Source organism: Pseudomonas lalucatii, from assembly GCF_018398425.1.
Lineage (GTDB): Bacteria > Pseudomonadota > Gammaproteobacteria > Pseudomonadales > Pseudomonadaceae > Aquipseudomonas > Aquipseudomonas lalucatii.
The window spans coordinates 1563113-1585392 of sequence record NZ_JADPMV010000001.1 but is presented as its reverse complement, the minus strand read 5'-3'; the positions used below and the strand labels follow the sequence as shown (position 1 = coordinate 1585392).

Here is a 22280-nt window from a genome sequence, read left to right as displayed (position 1 = left end):
TAATTCGCACCGGCCCCTGGCCGGGAGGAGTCCGCTATGTCTGCAGCACGTCACGCCCGGGTGATCATCCTCGGTTCCGGTCCGGCCGGTTACAGCGCCGCGGTGTATGCCGCGCGGGCCAACCTCAAGCCGCTGCTGATCACCGGCCTGCAGGCCGGTGGCCAGCTGACCACCACCACCGAGGTCGACAACTGGCCGGGCGACGTCCACGGCCTGACCGGCCCGGCGCTGATGCAGCGCATGCAGGAGCATGCCGAGCGCTTCGAGACCGAGATCGTCTACGACCACATCAATGCCGTGGACCTGGCCGGCAAGCCCTTCACCCTGGTCGGCGACAGCGCCACCTACAGCTGCGACGCACTGATCATCGCCACCGGCGCCAGCGCGCGCTACCTGGGCCTGCCGAGCGAGGAGGCCTTCATGGGCAAGGGCGTCTCGGCGTGCGCCACCTGCGACGGCTTCTTCTACCGCAACCGCGAGGTGGCGGTGGTCGGCGGCGGCAATACCGCGGTGGAGGAGGCGCTGTACCTGGCCAATATCGCCAGCAAGGTGACCCTGGTGCACCGCCGCGAAACCTTCCGCGCCGAGAAGATCCTGCAGGACAAGCTGCGCGCGCGCATCGCCGAGGGCAAGATCGAGCTGCGCCTCAACGCCGAGGTCGACGAGGTGCTGGGCGACAACCTGGGCGTCACCGGGGTGCGCCTGAAGCAGCGCGACGGCGGCAGCGCCGAGCTGAAGGTCGACGGCCTGTTCGTCGCCATCGGCCACACGCCCAACACCTCGCTGTTCGAGGGCCAGCTGGCGCTGAAGGACGGCTATCTGGTGGTCAATGGCGGCCGTGACGGCAACGCCACCGCGACCAGCCTGCCCGGCGTGTTCGCCGCCGGCGACGTGGCCGACCACGTCTACCGCCAGGCGATCACCTCGGCCGGTGCCGGCTGCATGGCGGCCCTGGACGTCGAGCGCTACCTCGACGGCCAGTAAGGCGTACGAGACGAAAAAGCCCCGCATGCTGCGGGGCTTTTTTCTGCGCGTTTTCTGCGCGGAGGAGCTGGTCCGGGGGCTCAGTCCTTGCGCTGGAGGGGCTCACGCTCGAAGCGCACGCCGGCCAGGCCGGTGTCCATCAGCGCGCGGATGTTGCCGTGGTCGCTGCCGTCCGGGGTGGCCAGCACGCTGCGGTAGTGCTCGCCGAAGCACAGCAGGGTTTCTTCCAGGCTCAGGCCTTCGAGCAGGGCCAGGCCCAGGGTCTTGCACGAGCCCTCGTTCTGCCCGGCGGCATTCTCCACCGCGCCGTTGCGGAAGGCGCTCGGCTGGTAGTCGTAGTGCGCTTCGATAAAGGCCAGGGTCTCGGCGAAGGCGAACTGCTCGCTGCGCAGGCGGGCGCGGAAGTCGGTCAGCGCGCTCATGGCTGCTTGCCCTTGGCGAACGCCGCCTGCTGCTCGGCGCTGGCTTCCTTCTGGTACTTGGCCTTCCATTCGGCATAGGGCATGCCGTAGATCTCCTCGCGGGCCTGGTCCGGGCTGACCTGCAGGCCGAGGTCGTCGGCGGCGGCCTTGTACCACTTGGACAGGCAGTTGCGGCAGAAGCCGGCCAGGTTCATCAGGTCGATGTTCTGCACGTCCGGACGGCTGCGCAGGTGTTGGACCAGGCTGCGGAAGGCCGCAGCCTCGAGTTCGAGGCGTTCTTGTTCGGTCATGGCGATGCTCTCGGGGACTGGCTGGAGAGGGAGGCCGCCGATGATAAGAGTCCGCCGCCCGCCCGGCAATGGCCCGGCGCGGTGTCGCGCCGGGCGGTCCGCCAGCGGCCTCAGCGATGCCCGGCCAGGGTGATCGACACCGACTCGGCGAAGCGCAGGGCGTGGGGCTTGTCGACCTCCACCTCGGCGTAGCGCACCGCCTGGTGTGCCATCACCAGGTCGAGGATCTCCTGGGTCAGGCGTTCGAGCAGGGCGAAGCGGTTGCCCTCGACGTGCTGGATGATCGCCTTGGTGATGGTGCGGTAGTTCAGCGCGTGGTCGATGTCGTTGCCCTGCACCGCGTCCACCGCCGGGTAGAGGATGGTCAGGTTGATCAGCACGTCCTGCTTGTTGTTGATCTCCTCTTCCTTGATGCCGATATAGGTGCGCAGGCGCAGGTCCTTGACCCTGATGCGCGCCATTCCGGGTTCCAGTCGCGGCATGGCTATTTGCTCCGTCCGATCAGTTGCAGGAATTCCTGGCGGGTGTTGCTCGACTCGCGGAAGGCGCCGAGCATCACCGAGGTGCTCATCAGCGAGTTCTGCTTCTCCACCCCGCGCATCATCATGCACATGTGCTGGGCCTCGATCACCACCGCCACGCCGGCGGCGTTGGTCACCTGCTGCACCGCCTCGGCGATCTGCCGGGTGAGGTTCTCCTGGATCTGCAGGCGGCGGGCGAACATGTCGACGATGCGCGCGATCTTCGACAGGCCGAGCACCTTGCCGGTGGGGATGTAGGCGACATGGGCCTTGCCGATGAAGGGCAGCAGGTGGTGTTCGCACAGCGAATACAGCTCGACGTCCTTGACCATCACCATCTCGTCGTTGGCGGAGGCGAACAGGGCGCCGTTGACCACCTCCTCGAGGCTGGTCTGGTAGCCGTGGCAGAGGTACTGCATGGCCTTGGCCGCGCGCTTGGGCGTGTCCTGCAGGCCTTCACGCTCGGGGTCCTCGCCGACGCCGATGAGGATCTCGCGGTAGTGGTCGGGCAATTCTCGGTTCATCGAAGCATCCTCGCGGCGCCCTCACTTGAGGTGGCGGCCGCCGTTGACGGTGAGGGTGGTGCCGGTCACGTAGGGGTTGTCCAGCAGGTAGCGCAGGCTCTGGTAGATCACCTGCGGCCCGGGCTCGAGGCCCAGGGCGGATTTGGCCAGGGTCCTGGCGCGGTATTCGGCGTCGTCCTCGGGGTTGAACTGGATCAGCGCCGGGGCGATGCCGTTGACCTTGATCTGCGGGGCGAACTGCGCGGCGAAGGACAGGGTCAGGCTGTCCAGCCCGGCCTTGCTGGCGCAGTAGGCCGGGCGCTTGGCGCTGCCCTTGCGGGTCACGTCGTCGCCGATGTGGACGATGTCGGCCGGCGTCGAGCGGCGCAGCAGCTCGGCGCAGTGCAGGTTGATCAGGTAGGGCGCCAGCATGTGCACGCTGAACAGCTGCTGGAACACCGCCGCTTCCTGGCCCGGCGCCGCGCTCAGCCAGGCGGAGGCGTTGTGCACGATGGCGCGCAGGCTGTCGGTGTGCTGCTTGAGCTGCGCGATGAAGGCGAGGATGCCGGCCTCGTCGGAGAAGTCCGCCGGCAGGGTCAGCGCGCCACGCCCGCGCAGGCGCTGCAGCCCTTCGCGTTCGCGGCGGAAGCTCACGATCACCGGGTACCCGTCGTCGAGCAGGCGCTCGGCGCAGTACAGGCCGATGCGCTGGCTGGCGCCGGTGATCAGAATGGGGGCTGGGCTCAGGCTCATGGACGGCTCGGGCTGATGACGGGGCGGCCCAGCGACGCAGTGCCCGGGAACCTGACCAGTGGGGCGCCGCATCGACTGGGCCTGCGGCGAAGTTATAGCAGTGGGCCGCTTTGTACAAGCCGGGTGCGCCTGGGCGATCCACCGCCCGGCCCGGGCAAGTGCCTGCCTGGCTGAGTTGCATGGCTTTCTGTGGATGGCGATGGGGGTGGGGCTGCTGTCCTTAAGTTATGCAGATTAGTGTTTTTGTATAGATTTTCGTCGTGCAGGCGGCCCCGGGCCGCCGTCCGTGCCGCGGTGGCGCCGCATGTGGGCGGTGCCGGGGCCGAGCGGGGGCGCGTGGCGAGCTGGACGACCCCTGGCGGCCGTGGGAGCGCTGTATAGATTTTGGCCAAGGTGCCCGCCGGGAGCTGGGTTACAATGCGGGCAACCTTACCGTCGTGATAGCTCCCCATGTCCGATTTCGCTGGTGCCCCGTCCCTCGCTTCCAGTGTCCTCAAGCAGGAAGAGTTGTTCCCCATCCGTGAAGTGGCGCGCCTGACCGGCGTCAACCCGGTGACCTTGCGCGCCTGGGAGCGACGCTACGGCCTGATCCAGCCGACCCGCACCGAGAGTGGCCACCGCCTGTACTCGCAGGCCGATATCGAGGCGGTGCGCAGCATCCTGGCTTGGACCGAACGCGGGGTGGCCGTCAGCAAGGTCGGCAAGATCCTCGCCAAGAGCGGCGCGGCGAAGGCCGCCGGCGCGGCGGAGCAGCCGGAATCGGACACGGGCGAGTGGGCGGACTGGCAGGCCCAGGTGCGCCGGGCGGTAACCGCCTTCGACGAGCCCGGCCTCGAGCGCCTGTATGGCCAGGTGTTCTCCAGCTATCCGCTGGCGGTGGTGTTCCAGGACGTGCTGATGCCGCTCTGGCAGGAGTTGCTGGTCCGCCAGGACGAGTACGGCCAGACCAGCGAGTGGCTGTTCCTCGACGGCTTCCTGCGTGGCCGCGTCCTGCAGCGCCTGCAGAACCAGCGTGCCCAGGCCCGCGAGCGGGTGCTGCTGGCGGCCCTGCCCGGGCATTGCCGCGAACTGGAGTTGCTGGTGGCCGGGTTGCTGCTGAGCGGTGCGGACGGCGCCGTGAGCGTGCTGGGGCCAGGCCTGCCGCCGGAGGAGCTGGCCCTGGTCTGCGACAAGCTGCGGCCGCAGGCGCTGGTGCTGTTCTCCAACCAGCCGCCGAGCGGCGACCTGCCGCGCCTGCTGGCGCGCCTGGCCCTGGCGGTGAACTGCCCGCTGCTGTTGGCCGGCGAGGGCGCGGAGCTGGCCGAGGAGAGCCTGCGCGGCACGCCCGTGGCCTGCCTGGGCAACGAGGGACGCCTGATGCAGCGGCGCTTGCGGCAGTTCCTCGCCGGCCACCTGGACACCTGAGGGCCGCCGCTCCCCCGCGCCGGCGCTAGGCGCGGTGGGCGTCCGGGAAGAGGGTGCGGTGCTGGTCGTAGATGAACTGCAACAGGCGATCGTTGCCGCGCTGGTCGAGGGCCTCGAGCCGGTAGGCCAGCAGGCCGTCGCCGGTGTGGCGCACCCGCGTCCCCGCGATGGCGATCGGCTTCTGCCCGGTCAGCGGCAGGAGCAGGTTGAAGTGGCTGGGCGCCTCGTGCTTGCCGCGGTAGTCGATCAGCAGGCCGTTCATCGACAGTTCATGGACCCACAGCTCGCTGGCCTTGCCATTGCGATGGCGCAGCGCCACGGCGGGCTCCAGGGGCAGGCGCCAGGCGCGGCTGGCCGGCCCCTCGTCGAAGATCTGCGGGGTGCCGAGCTCCAGGAGCTGTTCGTGGTGGGCGTTTTCGCTCAGCTGCACGGTGAAGGTCAGGCGCTGGTTGGCGAAGTGCGCTTCGATGGTCAGCGGCTGGCTGGCGGCGCAGTTGGCCAGTAACGCCATCAGCTGCTCGCCGGCGTCGACCTGCAGGTTGGGCGTGGCTTTGCGCTTGGCCGCTGCCGGTTGAAGTTGCAGTTGCTGGATGAAGTCCCTTTCCGCCTTGGTCAGCAGAGGTTGGTCTTGCATGGAGGAGTACTACACAAAGGGGCTAGAACTCCTCTGACAGCGGATTTCGCCTTTTGTTACGGCTGTGCCCGCAGCAGCGCCAGTTCGGCCTGCAGGCCGGCCAGCTGCACCTCCAGCCGTTCGGCGCGCTGCTGCGCCTGCACCTGTTCGGTGACGTCCTTCTGGATGCCGATGTAGTAGGTCAGCTGGTCGGCGTCGTTGAACACCGGGGTGATCGACAGCTCGTTCCAGAACAGGCTGCCGTCCTTGCGGTAGTTGCGGATGATCTGCCGGCAGGGGCGGCGATCCTTCACCGCCTGGCGGATGATGGCCAGGCCCGGCTGCTCGCGGTCGTCGCCCTGGAGGAAGCGGCAGTCCCGGTAGAGGATTTCATCGTTGCAGTAGCCGGTGAGCCGCTCGAAGGCGGGGTTGGCGTAGATGAGGATGTGGTCGTCGCCTTCCTGCTCGGCCACCACTATGCCGTCGTTCGAGGCGTCGATCACCAGTTGCAGCAGCTTGGCGTTGATCATGGGGGCGTTTTCCAGAACCTGATCGTTGCATTCTAAAACATCCGGATGGGCTGTCCACTTGCGGCATAATGCCCGGCGATTTCCGCACGTTATGGAGCTGTTCTATGAGAGTCGCCATCCTGTCCGGGTCGGTTTACGGCACCGCCGAGGAAGTCGCCCGGCACGCCGAGCGCCTGCTGCGCCAGGCCGGTCTCGAGGCCTGGCACGACCCGCGCGCCAGCCTGGCGGACGTCCAGGCCTTCGCCCCCCAGGCCTTCCTGGTGGTGACCTCCACCACCGGCATGGGCGAGCTGCCGGACAATTTGCAGCCGCTGTACTTCGCCATCCGCGACCATCTGCCCGCCTGGGGCGGCCTGCCCGGCGGCGTCATCGCCCTGGGCGACGCCAGCTACGGCGACACCTTCTGCGGCGGCGGCGAACTGGTGCGCGAGCTGTACGCCGAGCTGGGCATCCGCGAGGTGGTCGAGATGCTGCGCCTGGATGCCAGCGAGACGGTCACCCCGGAGAGCGACGCCGAGCCCTGGCTGGCCGCCTTCGGCGCCGCGCTGCGGGCCTGAGCACGGGCCCACGCCCGCACTTGACCCGCTGGGCCACTAAGCTGGCGGGCAGGGCGACTCCGCGCCGCCGCCCGTCTCGCTAGACTCCAGGGCAGATCATCCGAATGACTGCCCCGGAGCCGCCATGAGCCTTGCCCACGCCCTGCCCGCCGAGAACCTCAAGGACCAGGTGTCCGCCGCCGAATGGCAGACCCGCGTCGACCTCGCCGCCTGCTACCGACTGATCGCCCTGTACGGCTGGGACGACCTGATCTTCACCCACATCTCGGCCAAGGTGCCGGGCTGCGACGAGTTCCTGATCAACCCCTACGGCCTGATGTTCCACGAGATCACCGCCTCGAACCTGGTGAAGATCGACCTGGCCGGCAACAAGCTGATGGACAGCCCCTTCGACATCAACCCGGCCGGCTACACCATCCACAGCGCGGTGCACGAGGTGCGCCACGACGTTGCCTGCGTGCTGCACATCCACACCGCCGCCGGCATCGCCGTGTCGGCGCAGCAGCAGGGCCTGCTGCCGCTGTCGCAGCAGTCGCTGTTCGTGCTCTCCAGCCTGGCCTACCACGGCTACGAGGGGGTGGCGCTGAACCACGACGAGAAGGCCCGGCTGCAGGCCGACCTGGGCGACAAGCACTTCATGATCCTGCCCAACCACGGCCTGCTCACCGCCGCCGCCAGCATCGCCGACGCCTTCCTGATGATGTTCACCCTGCAGCGCGCCTGCGAGATCCAGGTCATGGCGCAGAGCGGCGGCGCCGAGCTGATCCATATCCCCCAGCCGATCCTCGACGGCGCCCGGGCGATGGTCGCCGGGGTGATGAAGTCGCCCCAGGGCATGGGCGGCGCGCTGCCCTGGCCGGCGCTGCTGCGCAAGCTCGATGCGCAGCTGCCGGGCTACGCCGAGTGACGGCCTTGGCCGGCATAGCCCCGGACGACTGGCGCGAGCGGGCGCAGCGCTTCGAATTTCGCGGCCAGGCCATCCGCTACTGGACGGCGGGTGCGCAGGATGCCGAGCCGCTGCTGCTGATCCACGGCTTTCCCACCGCCAGCTGGGACTGGCACCGCCTGTGGCAGCCGCTCGGCGAGCGCTACCGGCTGATCGCCTGCGACATGCTCGGCTTCGGCTACTCGGCCAAACCGCGCGTCCATGCCTACAGCCTGCTGGAGCAGGCCGATCTGCAGCAGGCCTTGCTGGCGCATCTGGGTGTCGACGGCGCCGTGCAGGTGCTGGCCCACGACTACGGCGACAGCGTCGCCCAGGAGCTGCTGGCGCGGCACTACGAAGGGCGCATCCGCCTGGGCGGCTGCGTGCTCCTCAACGGCGGCCTGTTTCCCGAGACCCATAGACCCGTGCTGGTGCAGAAGCTGCTGCTCGGCCCCCTCGGGCCGCTGCTCGGCCGGCTGTTCGGGCGCAAGCAGCTGGCGGCCAGCTTCGCCCGGATCTTCGGCCCACGCACCCGGCCCGATGCCGCCGAGCTGGACGCCTACTGGCGCCTGATCGCCCACAACCAGGGGCAGCGGGTGATGCACCGGCTGATCCGCTACATGCCGGAACGCCGCGTGCAGCGCGAGCGCTGGCTGGCGGCGATGCAGCGCGGCGGGGTGCCGCTGCGGCTGATCGACGGAGGCTTCGATCCGATCTCCGGCGCGCACATGCTGGCGCGCTACCGCGAGCTGATCCCGGACGCCGACTGCGTGCTGCTCGAGGGCATCGGCCACTACCCGCAGAGCGAGGCGCCGGACCTGGTGCTGGAGCACTACCTGGCGTTTCGCCGGACGCTGCAGGGCCCTGGCGCCAGCGTCGGCCAGGCGTGAACGGGCAAGGGCCGCGGCGCGCCGGCCCGCGACTATCCCGGCACCTTATCGCGCACCATTCACCCGCGATCGTCTTGGTTGTGACCGGGAAGCGCCTGCACGACACTCGGGGCATCCGTGTAACTGATCAGGAGTCGATCCATGAGTGATGCCGTGCGTTTCCAGGACCAGGTCGTCATCGTCACCGGCGCCGGGGGTGGCCTCGGTCGCGCCCATGCCCTGCTGTTCGCCAAGCACGGCGCCAGGGTGGTGGTGAATGATCTGGGCGGCAGCACCCACGGCGAGGGCGCCAACGCCTCGGCCGCGGATCGGGTGGTCGAGGAGATCCGCGCCGCCGGCGGCACCGCGGTGGCCAACCACGACTCGGTGACCGACGGCGACAGGATAGTCCGGCACGCCCTGGACGCCTTCGGCCGCATCGACGTGCTGGTCAACAACGCCGGCATCCTGCGCGACAAGACCTTCCACAAGATGGAGGACGCCGACTGGGAGCAGGTCTACAAGGTCCACGTCGAGGGCGCCTACAAGGTCACCCGCGCCGCCTGGCCGCACCTGCGCGAGCAGGGTTACGGGCGGGTGGTGTTCACCGCCTCGACCTCGGGCATCTACGGCAACTTCGGCCAGTCCAACTACGGCATGGCCAAGCTCGGCCTCTATGGCCTGACCCGCACCCTGGCCATCGAGGGGCGCAAGAGCAATATCCTGGTCAACGCCATCGCCCCCACCGGCGGCACGCGCATGACCGAGGGGCTGATCCCGCCGCAGGTGTTCGCACAGCTCAAGCCGGAGCTGGTCAGCCCCCTGGTGGTCTATCTGGGCAGCACGGCGTGCGAGGAAACCTCCGGGCTGTTCGAGGTCGGCGGCGGCTGGATCGGCAAGCTGCGCTGGGAGCGCAGCCTGGGCGTGGGCTTCGACCCCCGCGGCGGTTTCGGTCCGGACGACGTGGCCGCCCACTGGCAGCAGATCTGCGACTTCGACGGCGCGGCGCACCCGGCCGACAACATCGAGGCGCTCAAGGAGATGATGGCCAACCTGCAGCGCTACGCCCTCTAAGCGGCCCGGCAGGCGGCCGGGCGCAGCTAGCGCTTGGCCGGGATGCCGTACTTGCGCAGGCGCATGGCGATGGCGCTGTGCGAGGTCTGCAGGCGTGCGGCCAGCTGCCGGCTGGAGGGGTGGCTGGCGTAGAGCTTCTCCAGCAGGGCCTTCTCGAAGCCCGCCACCGCCGCTTCCAGGCTGCCGATGTCGCCCTCGTGCGGCTGTGGCGCCACCGCGGTGCCGGCGATGTCCAGGTCGTCGATCTGCACCAGGTTGCTCTCGCAGATGGCCGCCGCGCGGAAGATCACGTTCTGCAGCTGGCGCACGTTGCCCGGCCAGCGGTTGGCCAGCAGCGCCGGATAGGTGTCCGGCGCCAGGTGGCACTGCAGGCGCTGAATCTGCGTGCAGGCCTGGCGCATGAAGTGCCGCGCCAGCAGCAGGATGTCCTGGCCGCGCTCGCGCAGCGGCGGCACCTCCAGGTTGAGCACGTTGAGGCGGTAGAACAGGTCCTCGCGGAAGCCGCCGTCGCTGACCATCTTCTCCAGGTCGCGGTGGGTGGCGCTGAGGATGCGCACATCGACCTTGACCTCGCGCTCGCCGCCGACCCGGCGGAAGCTGCCGTCGCTGAGGAAGCGCAGCAGCTTGGCCTGCAGGTAGGGCGACATCTCGCCGATCTCGTCGAGGAACACCGTGCCGTGGTTGGCCAGCTCCAGCAGGCCCGGCTTGCCGCCGCGCTGGGCGCCGGTGAAGGCGCCGGGGGCATAGCCGAACAGCTCGCTCTCGGCCAGGTTCTCCGGCAGGGCGGCGCAGTTCAGCGCCAGGAACGGCGCGTTGCAGCGGGCGCTGATGGCGTGGCAGCCGCGGGCCACCAGTTCCTTGCCGGTGCCGGTTTCGCCGTGGATCAGCAGCGGCGCGTCGAGGCTGGCGACGCGCAGGGCGCGGGTCTTCAGGGTGCGGATCGGCCCCGACTCGCCGAGCAGCGAATCGAAGCCCTCGACGTGGTCGTGGTGCAGCGCCGCCAGGCGCTCGCCGATGCGGCTCGGCGCATACAGGGTGAGCAGGCCGCCGGCCAGCTGGTGCAGGCCGGTGTCGCCGGTCTCGCTGATCGGCGTGGCATCGAGCAGCAGCGCCTGGCCATTGAGCGTGACCTCGCGCAGCGGCAGGCGGAAGCGCTGCTCCAGCAGCGCGGCATGCAGCGCCGGGTCGGCGAACAGCTCGCCTAGGGCCAGGCCTTCCGGCTCGCGGCCGCACAGGTCGGCCAGGGCCGGGTTGGCCAGCAGCACCCGGCCCTCGCCGTCGAGCGCCAGCACCGGGTCGCTCATCGCCGCCAGCAGGGCGTCGAGCTGCAGGCGCCGGCGCTGGCCGGGGAGGATGTCGACCACGGTCACCGCCTGCACGCCGCGCACCTTGAACAGCGCCTCGCGCAGCTCGTCGAGCACCGCGGCGCTGAGGGTCGGCGCGTCGATATAGACGTTCGGCGGCACCATCTCCACCGCATCCAGGTTGAGGTTGCGCCCGCCGAGCAGGGCCAGGACTTCCTGGGTGATGCCGACGCGGTCGATGAAGGTGACGTGGATGCGCATAGGATAGGGCTGGGCGGCTGGAATGCAGGTGCGGCAGTATGCCCGGTCTGCGCGCCTTAGTTAACCGAGGCGCGCGGCGGCAGGCCGGATCAGGGCTTCACTCTCAGCCGCAGCTGATGCGCTGGATCAGCTCGGCCTCGTCGATCTCTATATTCAGGCGCTGCGAGTCGTAGTCCAGGGTCACCGCATCGCCGGGCGCCAGTACCCGTACGGATCTCGCCCCGGTCTGTTCCCGCGCCCGCTCGACCCGTTCGGCGGTGGCCGGCTTGCCGAGCATGCCCGGCACCGCCTCGGCCTTGCAGCCGCTGTGTGCGGCGGCGCCCCGGGGCTCGGACCCGGGCGTGGCGGTCGTGCTGCAGGCGCCGAGCAGGGCGAGTGCGGCCAGGCCGGCGAGCGTGTGGATGGGCTTGAGCGACATGCGAGGGTCCTCCTTGTGGACGCGTGCGGGTTGCGCCGAGCCGCCGGCAGGGGCGGGCAGCGGCATGTTCATGCTTGTTTACGATAGGACAGCAGGACGATGCCGCCGACCACTATCGCTGCGCCGCCGATCTGCATGGGGCTCAGGGTCTGGCCGAGGATCAGCCAGCCGAGCAGCAGGGTGGCCACCGGCTCCATGTTCATCACCGGCGCGTTGCGCGCCAGGTCGAGGCGCGGCATGCAGACGAACAGCAGGGTAAAGCCCAGGCCGTAGAGCAGTGCCAGCACGCCGAGGCCGAGCCAGCCGGCGCTGGCCGTGGGCGGCGCCACGGCACCGGGCAACAGGTCGCTGGCGCCGGCGAGCAGCGCGCCGACGAACACCACCAGCATGGTCAGCAGGCTGCGCAGCGAACCGCGCAAGGACGCCAGGCGGTGCTCGGTGACCCACAGCGCGCCGGCGAAGGCGCAGGCCGCACAGAGGGCCAGGCCGATGCCCGGCAGCCATTCCGGGCCGCCACTGTCCTGGCCGCCCAGGCGGGCCGGCACGTCCAGGGCGAACAGCAGGCCGAACAGGATCAGCCCCATCAGCCCGGCGCTGCGCCGGCTCGGCGGCGGGCCGCCGAGGGCCCAGGTGAGCAGCGCCAGGATGATCGGGAAGGTGTTGGCCGCGAGCAGGGCCAGGGCCACCGGAATGCGCGCCACCGCCGAATACAGGCAGAGGCTCTGGATGGCGATCAGCAGGCCGGCCAGCAGCTGCCAGTGCCAGGTTCCGGGCGGCAGGCGCAGCGGTTGCCGTTGCCAGGCGACCAGGGTACCGAGCAGCAGCAGGGCCACGCCGGAGCGGCAGAGGATGGCCAGCAGCACGCCGGCATCGTGGTCGAAGGCGATACGCGCGGCGATATGGTTGCCGGCGAAGGTGCAGGCGAGCGCGGCCAGCAGCGCGACGGCGAGGTGGCGGGGAAAGGGCGCGGGGGTGGACATAAAGCGCGTACAGCTCCTTGGCAGGGGGCAGCGGCATTCCGGCCGCCGGCGCAGGGTAGCGCGGTCGGGGCGTCCGGTCAGCCCCGCGCGGCAGCCGAGGAGCGGGGGCGGGGGCGGGGTCAGGCGACGATGCGCAGGGCCAGGTAGGGCGCCAGGTTGAACAGCAGGATGGCGAGCTTGTACAGCGCCATGCCGGCGTAATGGATGGCGTCGAAGCGTTCCTCCGTCAGGCGAAACCAGCGGCCGTGCAGCTCGTGCAGCCAGTCGCGGGCGAAGGCGAAGAACAGCAACCACAGCAGCAGCGCGGTGTAGTTGATCAGCGTGCTGCACAGGAGCAGGTCTTGCCACAGTTGGAGGGTCATGGTTGGGCTGCCTCCTGCAGGGGCTGCGTGCCAGGCGCCGCTGCGCCGAGGGTCTTGCACAGCAGGCTCGCGGAGGCGGGGCACAGGCCGGCGAATTGCGCGCTGCTCCGGATGGCAGGGGGCGCCGCGGCTCTGTCCAGCGCCGCGTAGCCGAGCCGGGTGAAGAAGGGCGCGGCGTCGGTGGTCAGCAGGAACAGCCGCTCGACGCCCAGGGCGCGGGCCTGCGTCTCGGCGTAGGCCACCAGCTGCCGCGCCACCCCCTGGCCGCGGTAAGCCGGGGCCACGGCCAGGGAGCGCAACAGGCCCAGGGCACCGCTCGGTTCGAGCCCGACCACGGCGATGCAGCCGCCCGCGCCGCGCAGGCCGAAGAAGCGCTGCGCCGGACCGGGGGCTATGTCGCCCACCGGCAGGTCGCAGGCGCGCAGCAGCGGCAGGAGATCCGCGGGTTCGGTGAGAGGGGTTGGAGTTCGGTTCATGGACGTTCGCTCGGGTTCTGCCGGTGCCGCGACCGGGATGCTGGCGGTATGTCGCTGCTCTGACTCAGTGTGGCAGGTCGTGGGCAAAAGTCCCGGCCCCGGGCGTGCAGTCGACTAGGCTGATGGGGGTTAGCCGATTGAGTTGGGGGCCTTGTTCAACAGGAGAAACCAAGATGCACAGCTTGACTCTCACCCGCGCCCTGCCGGCGGCCGTGCTGGCCCTGGCCTGCAGTTTCGCCAGCCAGGCCGAGCAGGCGGAAATGACCTTCTTCGTCACCAGCCAGGGCTCCGGCCAGGGCGCCGACTTCGGCGGCCTGATCGGCGCCGATGCGCATTGCCAGCGCCTGGCCGCCGCCGCAGGGGCGGGCCAGCATACCTGGCGCGCCTACCTCAGCAGCAGCGCCGTCGACGGTGCGCCGGCGGTCAATGCCCGCGACCGCATCGGCCCCGGACCCTGGCAGAACGCCGAGGGCGTGGTCATCGCCGGCAATGTCGCGCAGCTGCACGGCGACAACCAGTTGGACAAGGCCACGGCCCTGGACGAGCGGGGCATGCCGATCAAGGGGCGGGGCGACTCGCCCAATCAGCACGACATCCTCACCGGCTCCCGGGCCGACGGCACCGCGTTCGCCCCCGGCGAGGACCGTACCTGCGGCAACTGGACCAGCAGTGGCGAGGGCGCCGCCCAGGTCGGCCACCACGACCGCATGGGCCTGCGCGACGACGCGCCGTCGCGCTCGTGGAACTCCTCCCATGCCAGCCGCGGCTGCAGCGACGAGGCCCTGGCCAGTACCGGCGGGGCGGGATTGCTGTACTGCTTCGCCCAGGACTGAGGTAGCCGGTCGCGGCTCACTGCGCCAGCGCCGCCTGCCGAGGGCCTGGCCTCAGTCCCCGTCGCGACGGAATACGTAGAGCAGATTGGGCTCGCTGACCAGATAGAGCGTGCCGCGTTCGTCCAGGGCCACGCCTTCGGCCTGTGGCACCGCTTGCTTGAGGCCATGCCAGTTGCGGCTCAGTTCGAGGAAGCTGAGGAGGCGGCCCTGGGGGCTGACCTCGCTCAGCAGCCGCGACTCGTCGCTGAGCACCAGCAGGCTGCCGCTGGCCGGGTCGTAGTGCAGGCCGGCCAGGTCGTCGTTGAAGGCCAGCGCGCCCTGGGCCTGGGGCAGGTCGCTCTGCAGCTCGAGCTGTCCCGGGGTGGGCTGCGCGAGCAGGCCCTGGAGCTTGTACAGGCGCATCGGATCGCGCTCCTTGACGACGAACAGGCCGTCGTCCGTCGGGTCCCAGGCCACGCCCTCGAAGCCCTTGTTGTTGCCGCCCTCCAGGCCGAGGGTGAAGCTGCGCGCCTGGCTGCGCTCGACCTGGGTGGCGGCGTCCGCCAGCTCGATCAGGATCAGGCTCTGCTGGCGCTCGTCGGCCAGCACATAGCGATTGCCGCCCACCCAGTCGACGCTTTCGACGTCATCGAAGCCCAGCAGCTCGATGCGGCGCAGCAGTTCGCCCTGGGGGCTCAGCTCCAGCAGCCGATTGGGGCCGTTGAGCACCAGGAACAGGCTCTGGCGTTCGCGGTTCCAGGTCAGGCCGGAGGCATTGTCCTCGACGCCGGGCAATGGCCGCGCCTCGATAGCGACGCGATAGCCGTCCAGGCCGATGGCGTGGGCCTGCTGTTCGGCGGGAGTGCTGAACTTCAGCCAGACCAGATACAGGCGATCGTCGAGGTCCGTCCACAGCAGCAGCTGTTGCACGGCGAGCAGGATCAGGCTGGTCAGGGCCAGTGGTTTCAGCCAGGGCTTGGTCCAGGGGTGGGCAAGGGTAAGCATGGGGAACACTCTCAAGCGTGAATGAGAATGACCTCAATGATCATGGGTGGTTCAACTCGGTGCGGCTTCGCCCGTCAGGGCCGAGGCCGCTGCTCGGGGGCCGTCCTGGGCGGCAGGTCCTTGGCCACCCTGTGTTGACTCTCGTAGGCCGGCGCCTCGACCGCCTGGTAGTCGCGGCTGTAGCGGGTGGCGAAGCCGTCGACGCCCCATTGCAGGTACTGCTGGACGTGGTGCAGCTCGTGGGCCCAGAGCGCCACATCGTCGAGGGCATCGTCGGCCTCGCGGAAGACGATGATGTCGATGAGCGTCACGGCCCTGACGTCCGGGTTCTGCAGCAGGGTGTGCGCGGCGCCGAACTGTGTGGTGTCGCCGACCTTGTAGCGGGCCGAGTCGAGCACCTGCAGGTCGAAGTAGGGCTCCAGGTGGGCGCGAATGTGCAGCGGGATCGGCCGTATATCCGCCGTCGCGGCGCTATTGCGCGAGCGCCGCAGCCATTGCCCCAGGCCGGAGGCGGCCATCTGGCCCATGTCCTCGAAGAGCGCGCCCATGTCCTCCCGACTGCCCGGTGCGCAGAAGCAGCTGACCATGCAGACCTGGTGCTGACCGGGCGGGCAGGCGAGGGCGGGGAGGACAAGCCGAGGGCGGCGAACAGGGCCGCCCAACGCAGCGAGCGAGGGACGTGGACAGACGGCAAGGGTGACTCCCACAGGCAAGGACGATCGACGAACGACAGGCTGGGCCGTGGCTCGGCGCCAGCCGCGGGTTGGACCGCGGCCGCAGGCGTTGGTTGCCGCGCGGCGGGTGAATTATCGCCTGCCGCATCGGTGGCCGCCCGGTGCCGCCCGGGCGGCCGCGCAATCCTCGGCGATGGCACGTAGAATCGCCGGGTGAACAGGGTTGAGGTGGCGGCGGTGGATCTACAGCAGGGCTTTGTCCTGACCCGGCATTGGCGTGATACGCCCGCCGGTACCCAGGTCGAATTCTGGCTGGCGACCGACCAGGGGCCGCGGCGGGTATGCCTGCCGGTTCAGCCCTCGGTGGCCTTCATCCCGGCCGAGCAGCGGCCGCGCGCCGAGGCGCTGCTGCGCGGCCAGGACGGGGTCGAGCTGCGCCCGCTGGGCTTGCGCGACTTCCACCAGCGCCCGGTGCTCGGCCTGTACTGCCGCCAGCACCGGCGCCTGATCGACCTCGACAAGCGCCTGCGTCAGGCCGGCGTTGACGTCTACGAGGCCGATGTCCGTCCGCCGGAGCGCTACCTGATGGAGCGCTTCATCACCGCGCCGGTGTGGTTCGGCGGTGCGGCGGATGAGCGGGGCGTGCTGCATGAGGCGCAGCTCAAGCCGGCGGCGGACTACCGCCCGGCGCTGAAACTGGTGTCCCTGGACATCGAGACCAGCGAGCACGGCGAGCTGTACTCCATCGCCCTGGAGGGCTGCGGCCAGCGCCAGGTGTATATGCTCGGCGCGGACAGCGGCGCGCGCGCCGCGCCGGATTTCGCCCTCGAATACTGCGCCAGCCGCGCCCAGCTGCTGCAACGGCTGAACCAGTGGCTGGCCGAGCACGACCCCGACGCCATCATCGGCTGGAACCTGGTGCAGTTCGACCTGCGCGTGCTGCAGGCCCACGCCGAGCAGCTCGAGGTGCCGCTGCTGCTCGGTCGCGGCGGCGAGGCGATGGGCTGGCGCGAGCACGGCAGCGGCAAGCATTACTTCGCCGCGGCCGCCGGGCGGCTGATCATCGACGGCATCGAGGCGCTGCGTTCGGCGACCTGGAGCTTCCCCTCGTTCAGCCTGGAGCACGTCGCCCAGAGCCTGCTCGGCGAGGGCAAGGCGATCGACACGCCCTACCAGCGCATGGACGAAATCAACCGCATGTTCGCCGAGGACAAGCCGGCGCTGGCGCGCTACAACCTCAAGGACTGCGAGCTGGTCACGCGTATCTTCGCCAAGACCGAGATCCTCGACTTCCTGCTCGAGCGCGCCAGCGTCACCGGGTTGCCGGCCGATCGCATGGGCGGTTCGGTGGCGGCCTTCACCCACCTGTACCTGCCGGCCATGCACCGCCAGGGCTTCGTCGCGCCGAATCTCGGCGACGTGCAGGGCGACAGCAGCCCCGGCGGCTTCGTCATGGATTCGCGGCCCGGGCTGTACGAGTCGGTGCTGGTGCTCGACTACAAGAGCCTGTACCCCTCGATCATCCGCAGCTTCCTGATCGACCCGGTGGGCCTGGTCGAGGGCCTGCGCCAGCCCGACGACGCCCATTCGGTGGCCGGCTTTCGCGGCGCGCGCTTCTCGCGCCGCACGCATTGCCTGCCGGCCATAGTCGAGCGGGTCTGGCAGGGCCGCGAGGCGGCCAAGCGCGACGGCAACCAGCCGCTGTCCCAGGCGCTGAAGATCATCATGAATGCCTTCTACGGCGTGCTCGGCTCCAGCGGCTGCCGCTTCTTCGACCCGCGCCTGGCCTCGTCCATCACGATGCGCGGGCACCAGATCATGCGCCAGACCCGCGAGCTGATCGAGGCCGAGGGCTATGCGGTGATCTACGGCGACACCGACTCCACCTTCGTCTGGCTCAAGGGCGCCCATGCCGAGGCGGACGCCGCGCGCATCGGCCGCGCCCTGGTGCAGAAGGTCAACCAGTGGTGGCGCGAACACCTGCGCGCCGAGTTCAACCTGGACAGCGCCCTGGAGCTGCAGTACGAGACCCACTACAGCCGCTTCCTGATGCCGACCATCCGCGGCGCCGAGGAGGGCAGCAAGAAGCGCTACGCCGGCCTGGTGGTGCGCGCCGACGGCAGCCGCGAGATGGTCTACAAGGGCCTGGAGACGGTGCGCAGCGACTGGTCGCCGCTGGCCCAGCGCTTCCAGCAGGAGCTCTACCGGCTGATCTTCGACCGCCGGCCCTACCGCGACTACGTGCGCGACTACGTGCGCCGCACCCTGGCCGGCGAGCTCGACGAGCTGCTGGTCTACCGCAAGCGCCTGCGCCGGCCGCTGCACGACTACCAGCGCAACGTGCCGCCGCATGTGCGCGCCGCGCGCATCGCCGACGCCTACAACGACAGCCTGGGCCGGCCGCGGCAGTACCAGAACGGCGGCTGGATCAGCTACCTGATGACCCTGGCCGGACCGCAGCCGCTGGAGACCCAGCGCCTGGAGAACCAAGGCGCGGCCATCGACTACGAGCATTACCTGAGCCGCCAGCTGCAGCCGGTGGCCGATGCCATCCTGCCGTTCGTCGGCGACGACTTCGCCGCCCTGATCGACCGCCAGCTGGGCCTGTTCTGAGCCGGCCGCGGCGGCCGCCGGAGCGCCGCGCAAGGCTTTCCGTCAGCCGCTGTCCGGCGCCGCCCGCTTTCACGCTAAAATGCGCGCCCCGTTCACGCCGCGACGAATAGCCATGTCCCTGCCAGCCCACCACCTCGAACTCCTGAGCCCGGCGCGCGATGCCGCCATCGCCAGGGAAGCCATCCTGCATGGCGCCGACGCCGTGTACATCGGCGGCCCCAGTTTCGGTGCGCGGCACAACGCCAGCAACAGCGTGGCGGACATCGCCGAACTGGTGCGCTTCGCCCACCAGTTCCACGCCCGGGTGTTCGTCACCCTCAACACCATCCTGCATGACGACGAGCTGGAGCCGGCCCGCCAGCAGATCCGGCAGCTCTACGAGGCCGGCGTCGACGCGCTGATCGTGCAGGACATGGGCGTGCTGGAGCTGGACATCCCGCCGATCGAGCTGCATGCCAGCACCCAGTGCGATATCCGCGGCCTGGACAAGGCCCGCTTCCTGTCCCGGGCCGGCTTCTCCCAGCTGGTGCTGGCCCGCGAGCTCAACCTGCAGGAAATTCGCACGATCAGCGCCGGCGTCGACTCGGCCATCGAGTTCTTCATCCACGGCGCCCTGTGCGTGGCGTTTTCCGGGCAGTGCAACATCTCCCATGCGCAGACCGGGCGCAGCGCCAACCGCGGCGACTGCTCCCAGGCCTGCCGCCTGCCCTACACCCTCAAGGACGACCAGGGCCGCGTGGTCGCCTACGACAAGCACCTGCTGTCGATGAAGGACAACAACCAGACCGCCAACCTGATCGATCTGGTCGACGCCGGCGTGCGCTCGTTCAAGATCGAGGGCCGCTACAAGGACATGAGCTACGTGAAGAACATCACCGCTCATTACCGCCGCGAGCTGGATGCCATCCTCGAGCAGCGCCCGGCGCTGGCCCGCGCCTCCAGCGGCCTGACCGAGCATTTCTTCGTCCCCGACCCGGACAAGACCTTCCACCGCGGCAGCACCGACTACTTCGTCAGCGAACGCAAGATCGACATCGGCGCCTTCGATTCGCCGACCTTCACCGGCCTGCCGGTGGGTCAGGTGGAGCAGGTGAACAAGCGCGACCTGATCGCCGTGACCGATACGCCGCTGTCCAATGGCGACGGCCTCAATGTGCTGATCAAGCGCGAGGTGGTGGGTTTTCGCGCCAACCTCGCCGAACTCAAGGGCGAGTTCGAGGAAGAGGGCGCCAAGCGCTTCCGCTACCGCGTCGAGCCCAACGAGATGCCGGCGGCGCTCAAGCAGCTGCGCCCGCAGCAGGTGCTCAACCGCAACCTCGACCACAACTGGCAACAGGCCCTGCTCAAGACCTCGGCCGAACGCCGCGTGGCGGTGCGCTGGCAGGCGCGCCTGGATGAAGCGCGGCTCGAGCTGAGCGTCACCAGCAGCGAGGGCATCCAGGCCGGCGCCAGCCTGCCCGGTCCCTTCGGCCCGGCCAAGGATGCCGAGCAGGCCCTCGGCCAGCTGCGCGACACCCTGAGCAAGCTGGGCACCACCATCTATTACGCCGAGGACGTGCAGATCGACGCGCCCCAGGCCCTGTTCGTACCCAACTCCCAGCTCAAGGCCCTGCGCCGCGAGGCCATCGAGGCCCTGGGCGCGGCGCGCCTGGCCGCCCACCCGCGCGGCGGGCGCAAGGCGGTCAGCGTGCCGCCGCCGGTCTACCCCGAGTCGCACCTGACCTTCCTCGCCAACGTCTACAACGACAAGGCCCGCGCCTTCTACCAGCGCTACGGCGTGCAGCTGATCGAAGCGGCCTACGAGGCCCACGAGGAGGCCGGCGAGGTGCCGGTGATGATCACCAAGCACTGCCTGCGTTTCTCCTTCAACCTGTGCCCCAAGCAGGCCAAGGGCGTCACCGGCGTGCGCACCAAGGTCGCCGACATGCAGCTGATCCACCAGGACGAGGTGCTGACCCTGAAGTTCGACTGCAAGCCCTGCGAGATGCACATCATCGGCAAGATGAAGGGCCATATCCTCAACGCCCCGCAACCCGGCAGCGCCGCCGCCACGGTCGGCTATATCAGCCCGGACGACCTGCTCAAGACCATCAAGCGCAAGCCGGCCGGCTCGCACTGATCGCTCGCCGGTCCGGAGCGCGCGGGGCAGGCTAGCAGCTAGCCCCCGGCGGCCTGCTCTGCCGTTGCCAGCCTGCGCAGAGGAGGGGAGCGCCGCGCCCGGGCGCTTGCGTCAAGGACGCATGGCTGGAGGCGACCGATAGTGTTGAAAAAGTCAGTTCGCCGAGGCTGCGCAAATATTGGCCAGTGAAAACGCTCTTTGTGCACGCTGCTGCGTGAGATCAGGGCCCGGAAACCTCTGTCCAAAGCGGGGGGAATCTCAGTCACGTACGTTTTTGCCGCGGGAACCAAGGTCGAATTTTTCAACAGGGTCGGCCAAGAGTCGTCATCGAGCAGGTTCAGCGCAATGACCACGCCCGGCTGGTCCGGACACCGGCCGAATCGACTTGCCCACGGCTAAACGCGGGCGCCTGGGGCGCCTGAGGCGCCGCCAGCGTACTTCTTCTGCAGGACCATCGAGGCTTCGTTGTAGGCATTCAGGAAGGCGTCGCCGCCGATCCAAGCCACTGCCGTGTCTTCGTCTTCATCGTGGAAGATCCCGCGATAGGTGATCAGCAGGCCCATCATGAAGTCGGTGGCCGCGTCTTCCTCCTCCTCAGCGACCACCAGCTCCAACACCGGGTATTGCAGGAATACCAGGCACATCGCGAGCAGGCTGATGCCTTCGCCGACTTTCATCGCCTGGAACAGATCGTCGAAGTCCGCCGGGTCGAAGCCATTCTCTTGGATGTCCTTGAAGTCGAAGGTGCTCAGGTCGATTTCGACATCATCGAACGGTTCGTTGATCAACGGATTGGCCAGCAGCGGATGTATGACATTGGCTTTGGCCTTGCCGGAACGGTTCTGCTTGGCCTTGGCTTTGGCCCGCTGGGCGCGTTTTTGCTGTTTATCTGGGGAGGCCATGGAGGCGAGTTCCTGGTTCGGTGCAGCCATATTCATGGCCCAGGGTAATCGGGCGCAATTTGTATTCTGCGAGAGACCCATCATCGGCAAGATCAAGGGCCACATCCTCAACCTGCCGCAACCCGGCAGCGCCGCCGCCACGCTCGGCTATATCAACCCGGACGACCTGGCGCAGACCATCAAGCGCAAGCCCGCGGCATGATACTGCGCATCGCCAGCGCTATGGGAGCAACGGGCGAGCAGGTTTGGGCAGCCGCCCCAAGCCTGCCCGGCCAGCGCGCTCAAGCACCGCGGCATCGCGAATATCGCCCCGGAGAGCCAGGCGGTGAGGCCGCGGGGACGCGGCGTTATCGGTTACGCAGCCGCCACGAGAGGCGTAGCGCGCAGTCGAAGGCCGACTTTCTCGCCACGGCAGCGCCCACGACCGCAAGGCCGGCCTATCTTTAATGGATGCCGGGAGTAGAGCCCGGTCGCTTAGTACAGAGGAGGCGCGGCATGGACCGATTCACCGGCGGTTGCCTGTGCGGCAAGGTGCGCATCGTGGCATCGGGACGCCCCTACCGGGTCGGCCTCTGTCACTGCCTCGACTGCCGCAAGCATCACGGCGCCCTGTTTCACGCCTCCGCGGTATTCCCCCAGGAGGCGGTGACCATCGAGGGCGAAACTCACGACTACGCCGGGCGCTACTTCTGCCCCCGCTGCGGCTCGTCGGTGTTCGGCCGCAGCGCAGACGAGATCGAAGTGAACCTGGGCGCCCTGGATGCCCCCGACCAACTGACGCCCACCTACGAGCTGTGGACCGTCCGCCGCGAGGCCTGGTTGCCGGCGTTTCCGCTCAAGCGGCGCTACGAGCGCGATCGTGACGCCGAGGGGCGTTTCGAGGAGTAGATGGCAGGAGCCGACCAACAG

General features: G+C 69.1%; 26 protein-coding genes. 11 read left to right on the top strand and 15 right to left on the bottom strand.

What is annotated here, in order from left to right; all coding sequences use genetic code 11:
• The first annotated feature begins 36 nt into the window (after nt 1-36).
• A complete protein-coding gene (trxB, locus tag I0D00_RS07210; protein ID WP_213639055.1) occupies nt 37-984 on the top strand; it encodes a thioredoxin-disulfide reductase in 948 nt (315 codons plus the stop codon).
• A gap of 80 nt (nt 985-1064) precedes the next feature.
• Here trxB and I0D00_RS07205 read toward each other — a convergent pair whose 3' ends face one another.
• From I0D00_RS07205 to folM, 5 genes are all read right to left on the bottom strand, one after another.
• Nucleotides 1065-1406: a HopJ type III effector protein gene (locus tag I0D00_RS07205; RefSeq protein ID WP_213639054.1), complete on the bottom strand. Its 342-nt coding sequence runs from the start codon at nt 1404-1406 to the stop codon at nt 1065-1067.
• Nucleotides 1403-1696 carry a DUF1244 domain-containing protein gene (locus tag I0D00_RS07200; protein WP_213639053.1) on the bottom strand — a complete coding sequence of 98 codons (294 nt, stop codon included), beginning with the start codon at nt 1694-1696 and terminating at the stop codon, nt 1403-1405. The genes I0D00_RS07205 and I0D00_RS07200 overlap by 4 nt, the downstream gene beginning before the upstream one ends.
• A gap of 110 nt (nt 1697-1806) precedes the next feature.
• Complete coding sequence (gene folX, locus I0D00_RS07195; protein WP_213639052.1) at nt 1807-2178, bottom strand: dihydroneopterin triphosphate 2'-epimerase; 372 nt, start codon at nt 2176-2178, stop codon at nt 1807-1809.
• 2 nt (nt 2179-2180) lie between these two features.
• Nucleotides 2181-2741, bottom strand: a complete 561-nt coding sequence (gene folE / locus I0D00_RS07190) for a GTP cyclohydrolase I FolE (protein WP_213639051.1) — start codon at nt 2739-2741, stop codon at nt 2181-2183.
• 21 nt (nt 2742-2762) lie between these two features.
• Nucleotides 2763-3467, bottom strand: a complete 705-nt coding sequence (gene folM, locus I0D00_RS07185) for a dihydromonapterin reductase (RefSeq protein ID WP_213640244.1) — start codon at nt 3465-3467, stop codon at nt 2763-2765.
• A gap of 456 nt (nt 3468-3923) precedes the next feature.
• Here folM and I0D00_RS07180 point away from each other — a divergent pair, with 456 nt between their 5' ends.
• Nucleotides 3924-4877 (top strand): MerR family transcriptional regulator, encoded by a 954-nt coding sequence (locus I0D00_RS07180; RefSeq protein WP_213639050.1) that lies wholly within the window; start codon nt 3924-3926, stop codon nt 4875-4877.
• A 25-nt stretch (nt 4878-4902) separates the two neighbouring features.
• Here the strand turns inward: I0D00_RS07180 and I0D00_RS07175 are convergent, their stop codons facing one another.
• Nucleotides 4903-5511 carry a hypothetical protein gene (locus I0D00_RS07175; RefSeq protein ID WP_213639049.1) on the bottom strand — a complete coding sequence of 203 codons (609 nt, stop codon included), beginning with the start codon at nt 5509-5511 and terminating at the stop codon, nt 4903-4905.
• A 56-nt stretch (nt 5512-5567) separates the two neighbouring features.
• Nucleotides 5568-6020, bottom strand: a complete 453-nt coding sequence (locus tag I0D00_RS07170) for a PAS domain-containing protein (RefSeq protein WP_213639048.1) — start codon at nt 6018-6020, stop codon at nt 5568-5570.
• 104 nt (nt 6021-6124) lie between these two features.
• Here I0D00_RS07170 and I0D00_RS07165 point away from each other — a divergent pair, with 104 nt between their 5' ends.
• From I0D00_RS07165 to I0D00_RS07150, 4 genes are all read left to right on the top strand, one after another.
• The gene (locus tag I0D00_RS07165) at nt 6125-6577 is read left to right on the top strand and encodes a flavodoxin (RefSeq protein ID WP_213639047.1); all 453 of its coding nucleotides are present in this window, start codon (nt 6125-6127) and stop codon (nt 6575-6577) included.
• A gap of 124 nt (nt 6578-6701) precedes the next feature.
• Nucleotides 6702-7484 (top strand): class II aldolase/adducin family protein, encoded by a 783-nt coding sequence (locus tag I0D00_RS07160; RefSeq protein WP_213639046.1) that lies wholly within the window; start codon nt 6702-6704, stop codon nt 7482-7484.
• Nucleotides 7481-8392: an alpha/beta fold hydrolase gene (locus tag I0D00_RS07155; protein ID WP_213639045.1), complete on the top strand. Its 912-nt coding sequence runs from the start codon at nt 7481-7483 to the stop codon at nt 8390-8392. The genes I0D00_RS07160 and I0D00_RS07155 overlap by 4 nt, the downstream gene beginning before the upstream one ends.
• A 141-nt stretch (nt 8393-8533) precedes the next feature.
• Nucleotides 8534-9445 (top strand): SDR family oxidoreductase, encoded by a 912-nt coding sequence (locus I0D00_RS07150; RefSeq protein WP_213639044.1) that lies wholly within the window; start codon nt 8534-8536, stop codon nt 9443-9445.
• Between the two features lie 26 nt (nt 9446-9471).
• On the opposite strand, the gene I0D00_RS07145 is transcribed toward I0D00_RS07150, so the two are convergent.
• From I0D00_RS07145 to arsN2, 5 genes are all read right to left on the bottom strand, one after another.
• On the bottom strand, nt 9472-11010 hold the full coding sequence (locus I0D00_RS07145; protein ID WP_213639043.1) for a sigma-54-dependent transcriptional regulator: 1539 nt from the start codon (nt 11008-11010) through the stop codon (nt 9472-9474).
• 103 nt (nt 11011-11113) lie between these two features.
• Nucleotides 11114-11428 carry an I78 family peptidase inhibitor gene (locus I0D00_RS07140; protein WP_213639042.1) on the bottom strand — a complete coding sequence of 105 codons (315 nt, stop codon included), beginning with the start codon at nt 11426-11428 and terminating at the stop codon, nt 11114-11116.
• A gap of 68 nt (nt 11429-11496) precedes the next feature.
• A complete protein-coding gene (locus tag I0D00_RS07135) occupies nt 11497-12408 on the bottom strand; it encodes an EamA family transporter (RefSeq protein ID WP_213639041.1) in 912 nt (303 codons plus the stop codon).
• A 119-nt stretch (nt 12409-12527) separates the two neighbouring features.
• Entirely contained in the window at nt 12528-12770 is a 243-nt protein-coding gene (locus tag I0D00_RS07130) for a DUF6868 family protein (protein WP_213639040.1), read from the bottom strand.
• On the bottom strand, nt 12767-13246 hold the full coding sequence (gene arsN2, locus I0D00_RS07125; RefSeq protein WP_213639039.1) for an arsenic resistance N-acetyltransferase ArsN2: 480 nt from the start codon (nt 13244-13246) through the stop codon (nt 12767-12769). Before arsN2 ends, I0D00_RS07130 begins: the two co-directional genes overlap by 4 nt.
• Nucleotides 13247-13419: 173 nt before the next feature.
• On the opposite strand from arsN2, the gene I0D00_RS07120 reads away from it, so the two are divergent.
• Nucleotides 13420-14079 (top strand): hypothetical protein, encoded by a 660-nt coding sequence (locus I0D00_RS07120; protein ID WP_213639038.1) that lies wholly within the window; start codon nt 13420-13422, stop codon nt 14077-14079.
• 51 nt (nt 14080-14130) lie between these two features.
• Here I0D00_RS07120 and I0D00_RS07115 read toward each other — a convergent pair whose 3' ends face one another.
• Nucleotides 14131-15063 (bottom strand): SdiA-regulated domain-containing protein, encoded by a 933-nt coding sequence (locus I0D00_RS07115; protein WP_213639037.1) that lies wholly within the window; start codon nt 15061-15063, stop codon nt 14131-14133.
• 74 nt (nt 15064-15137) lie between these two features.
• Nucleotides 15138-15650, bottom strand: a complete 513-nt coding sequence (locus I0D00_RS07110; protein WP_246533190.1) for an eCIS core domain-containing protein — start codon at nt 15648-15650, stop codon at nt 15138-15140.
• A 324-nt stretch (nt 15651-15974) separates the two neighbouring features.
• On the opposite strand from I0D00_RS07110, the gene I0D00_RS07105 reads away from it, so the two are divergent.
• Both I0D00_RS07105 and I0D00_RS07100 read left to right on the top strand, forming a co-directional pair.
• Nucleotides 15975-18350, top strand: a complete 2376-nt coding sequence (locus tag I0D00_RS07105) for a DNA polymerase II (protein ID WP_213640242.1) — start codon at nt 15975-15977, stop codon at nt 18348-18350.
• A 112-nt stretch (nt 18351-18462) separates the two neighbouring features.
• Nucleotides 18463-20469 carry a peptidase U32 family protein gene (locus tag I0D00_RS07100; protein ID WP_213639036.1) on the top strand — a complete coding sequence of 669 codons (2007 nt, stop codon included), beginning with the start codon at nt 18463-18465 and terminating at the stop codon, nt 20467-20469.
• A gap of 395 nt (nt 20470-20864) precedes the next feature.
• Here the strand turns inward: I0D00_RS07100 and I0D00_RS07095 are convergent, their stop codons facing one another.
• The gene (locus tag I0D00_RS07095; protein ID WP_213639035.1) at nt 20865-21371 is read right to left on the bottom strand and encodes a hypothetical protein; all 507 of its coding nucleotides are present in this window, start codon (nt 21369-21371) and stop codon (nt 20865-20867) included.
• A gap of 34 nt (nt 21372-21405) precedes the next feature.
• Here I0D00_RS07095 and I0D00_RS07090 point away from each other — a divergent pair, with 34 nt between their 5' ends.
• A complete protein-coding gene (locus I0D00_RS07090; RefSeq protein WP_213639034.1) occupies nt 21406-21573 on the top strand; it encodes a hypothetical protein in 168 nt (55 codons plus the stop codon).
• A gap of 293 nt (nt 21574-21866) precedes the next feature.
• Nucleotides 21867-22259: a GFA family protein gene (locus tag I0D00_RS07085; RefSeq protein ID WP_213639033.1), complete on the top strand. Its 393-nt coding sequence runs from the start codon at nt 21867-21869 to the stop codon at nt 22257-22259.
• Nucleotides 22260-22280 lie beyond the last annotated feature (21 nt).

Excerpts from the sequence above, each read along its gene's own strand:
- I0D00_RS07115 (WP_213639037.1), bottom strand. The coding sequence starts at position 15,063 with ATGCTTACCCTTGCCCACCCCTGGACCAAGCCCTGGCTGAAACCACTG.
- I0D00_RS07200 (WP_213639053.1), bottom strand. The coding sequence starts at position 1,696 with ATGACCGAACAAGAACGCCTCGAACTCGAGGCTGCGGCCTTCCGCAGC.
- I0D00_RS07170 (WP_213639048.1), bottom strand. The coding sequence starts at position 6,020 with ATGATCAACGCCAAGCTGCTGCAACTGGTGATCGACGCCTCGAACGAC.
- folX (WP_213639052.1), bottom strand. The coding sequence starts at position 2,178 with ATGCCGCGACTGGAACCCGGAATGGCGCGCATCAGGGTCAAGGACCTG.
- arsN2 (WP_213639039.1), bottom strand. The coding sequence starts at position 13,246 with ATGAACCGAACTCCAACCCCTCTCACCGAACCCGCGGATCTCCTGCCG.
- I0D00_RS07120 (WP_213639038.1), top strand. The coding sequence starts at position 13,420 with ATGCACAGCTTGACTCTCACCCGCGCCCTGCCGGCGGCCGTGCTGGCC.
- I0D00_RS07165 (WP_213639047.1), top strand. The coding sequence starts at position 6,125 with ATGAGAGTCGCCATCCTGTCCGGGTCGGTTTACGGCACCGCCGAGGAA.
- folE (WP_213639051.1), bottom strand. The coding sequence starts at position 2,741 with ATGAACCGAGAATTGCCCGACCACTACCGCGAGATCCTCATCGGCGTC.
- I0D00_RS07090 (WP_213639034.1), top strand. The coding sequence starts at position 21,406 with ATGGCCCAGGGTAATCGGGCGCAATTTGTATTCTGCGAGAGACCCATC.
- I0D00_RS07095 (WP_213639035.1), bottom strand. The coding sequence starts at position 21,371 with ATGGCCTCCCCAGATAAACAGCAAAAACGCGCCCAGCGGGCCAAAGCC.
- I0D00_RS07140 (WP_213639042.1), bottom strand. The coding sequence starts at position 11,428 with ATGTCGCTCAAGCCCATCCACACGCTCGCCGGCCTGGCCGCACTCGCC.
- I0D00_RS07205 (WP_213639054.1), bottom strand. The coding sequence starts at position 1,406 with ATGAGCGCGCTGACCGACTTCCGCGCCCGCCTGCGCAGCGAGCAGTTC.
- I0D00_RS07130 (WP_213639040.1), bottom strand. The coding sequence starts at position 12,770 with ATGACCCTCCAACTGTGGCAAGACCTGCTCCTGTGCAGCACGCTGATC.
- I0D00_RS07085 (WP_213639033.1), top strand. The coding sequence starts at position 21,867 with ATGGACCGATTCACCGGCGGTTGCCTGTGCGGCAAGGTGCGCATCGTG.
- trxB (WP_213639055.1), top strand. The coding sequence starts at position 37 with ATGTCTGCAGCACGTCACGCCCGGGTGATCATCCTCGGTTCCGGTCCG.
- I0D00_RS07100 (WP_213639036.1), top strand. The coding sequence starts at position 18,463 with ATGTCCCTGCCAGCCCACCACCTCGAACTCCTGAGCCCGGCGCGCGAT.
- I0D00_RS07145 (WP_213639043.1), bottom strand. The coding sequence starts at position 11,010 with ATGCGCATCCACGTCACCTTCATCGACCGCGTCGGCATCACCCAGGAA.
- I0D00_RS07160 (WP_213639046.1), top strand. The coding sequence starts at position 6,702 with ATGAGCCTTGCCCACGCCCTGCCCGCCGAGAACCTCAAGGACCAGGTG.
- I0D00_RS07150 (WP_213639044.1), top strand. The coding sequence starts at position 8,534 with ATGAGTGATGCCGTGCGTTTCCAGGACCAGGTCGTCATCGTCACCGGC.
- I0D00_RS07180 (WP_213639050.1), top strand. The coding sequence starts at position 3,924 with ATGTCCGATTTCGCTGGTGCCCCGTCCCTCGCTTCCAGTGTCCTCAAG.
- I0D00_RS07110 (WP_246533190.1), bottom strand. The coding sequence starts at position 15,650 with ATGGTCAGCTGCTTCTGCGCACCGGGCAGTCGGGAGGACATGGGCGCG.
- I0D00_RS07175 (WP_213639049.1), bottom strand. The coding sequence starts at position 5,511 with ATGCAAGACCAACCTCTGCTGACCAAGGCGGAAAGGGACTTCATCCAG.
- I0D00_RS07135 (WP_213639041.1), bottom strand. The coding sequence starts at position 12,408 with ATGTCCACCCCCGCGCCCTTTCCCCGCCACCTCGCCGTCGCGCTGCTG.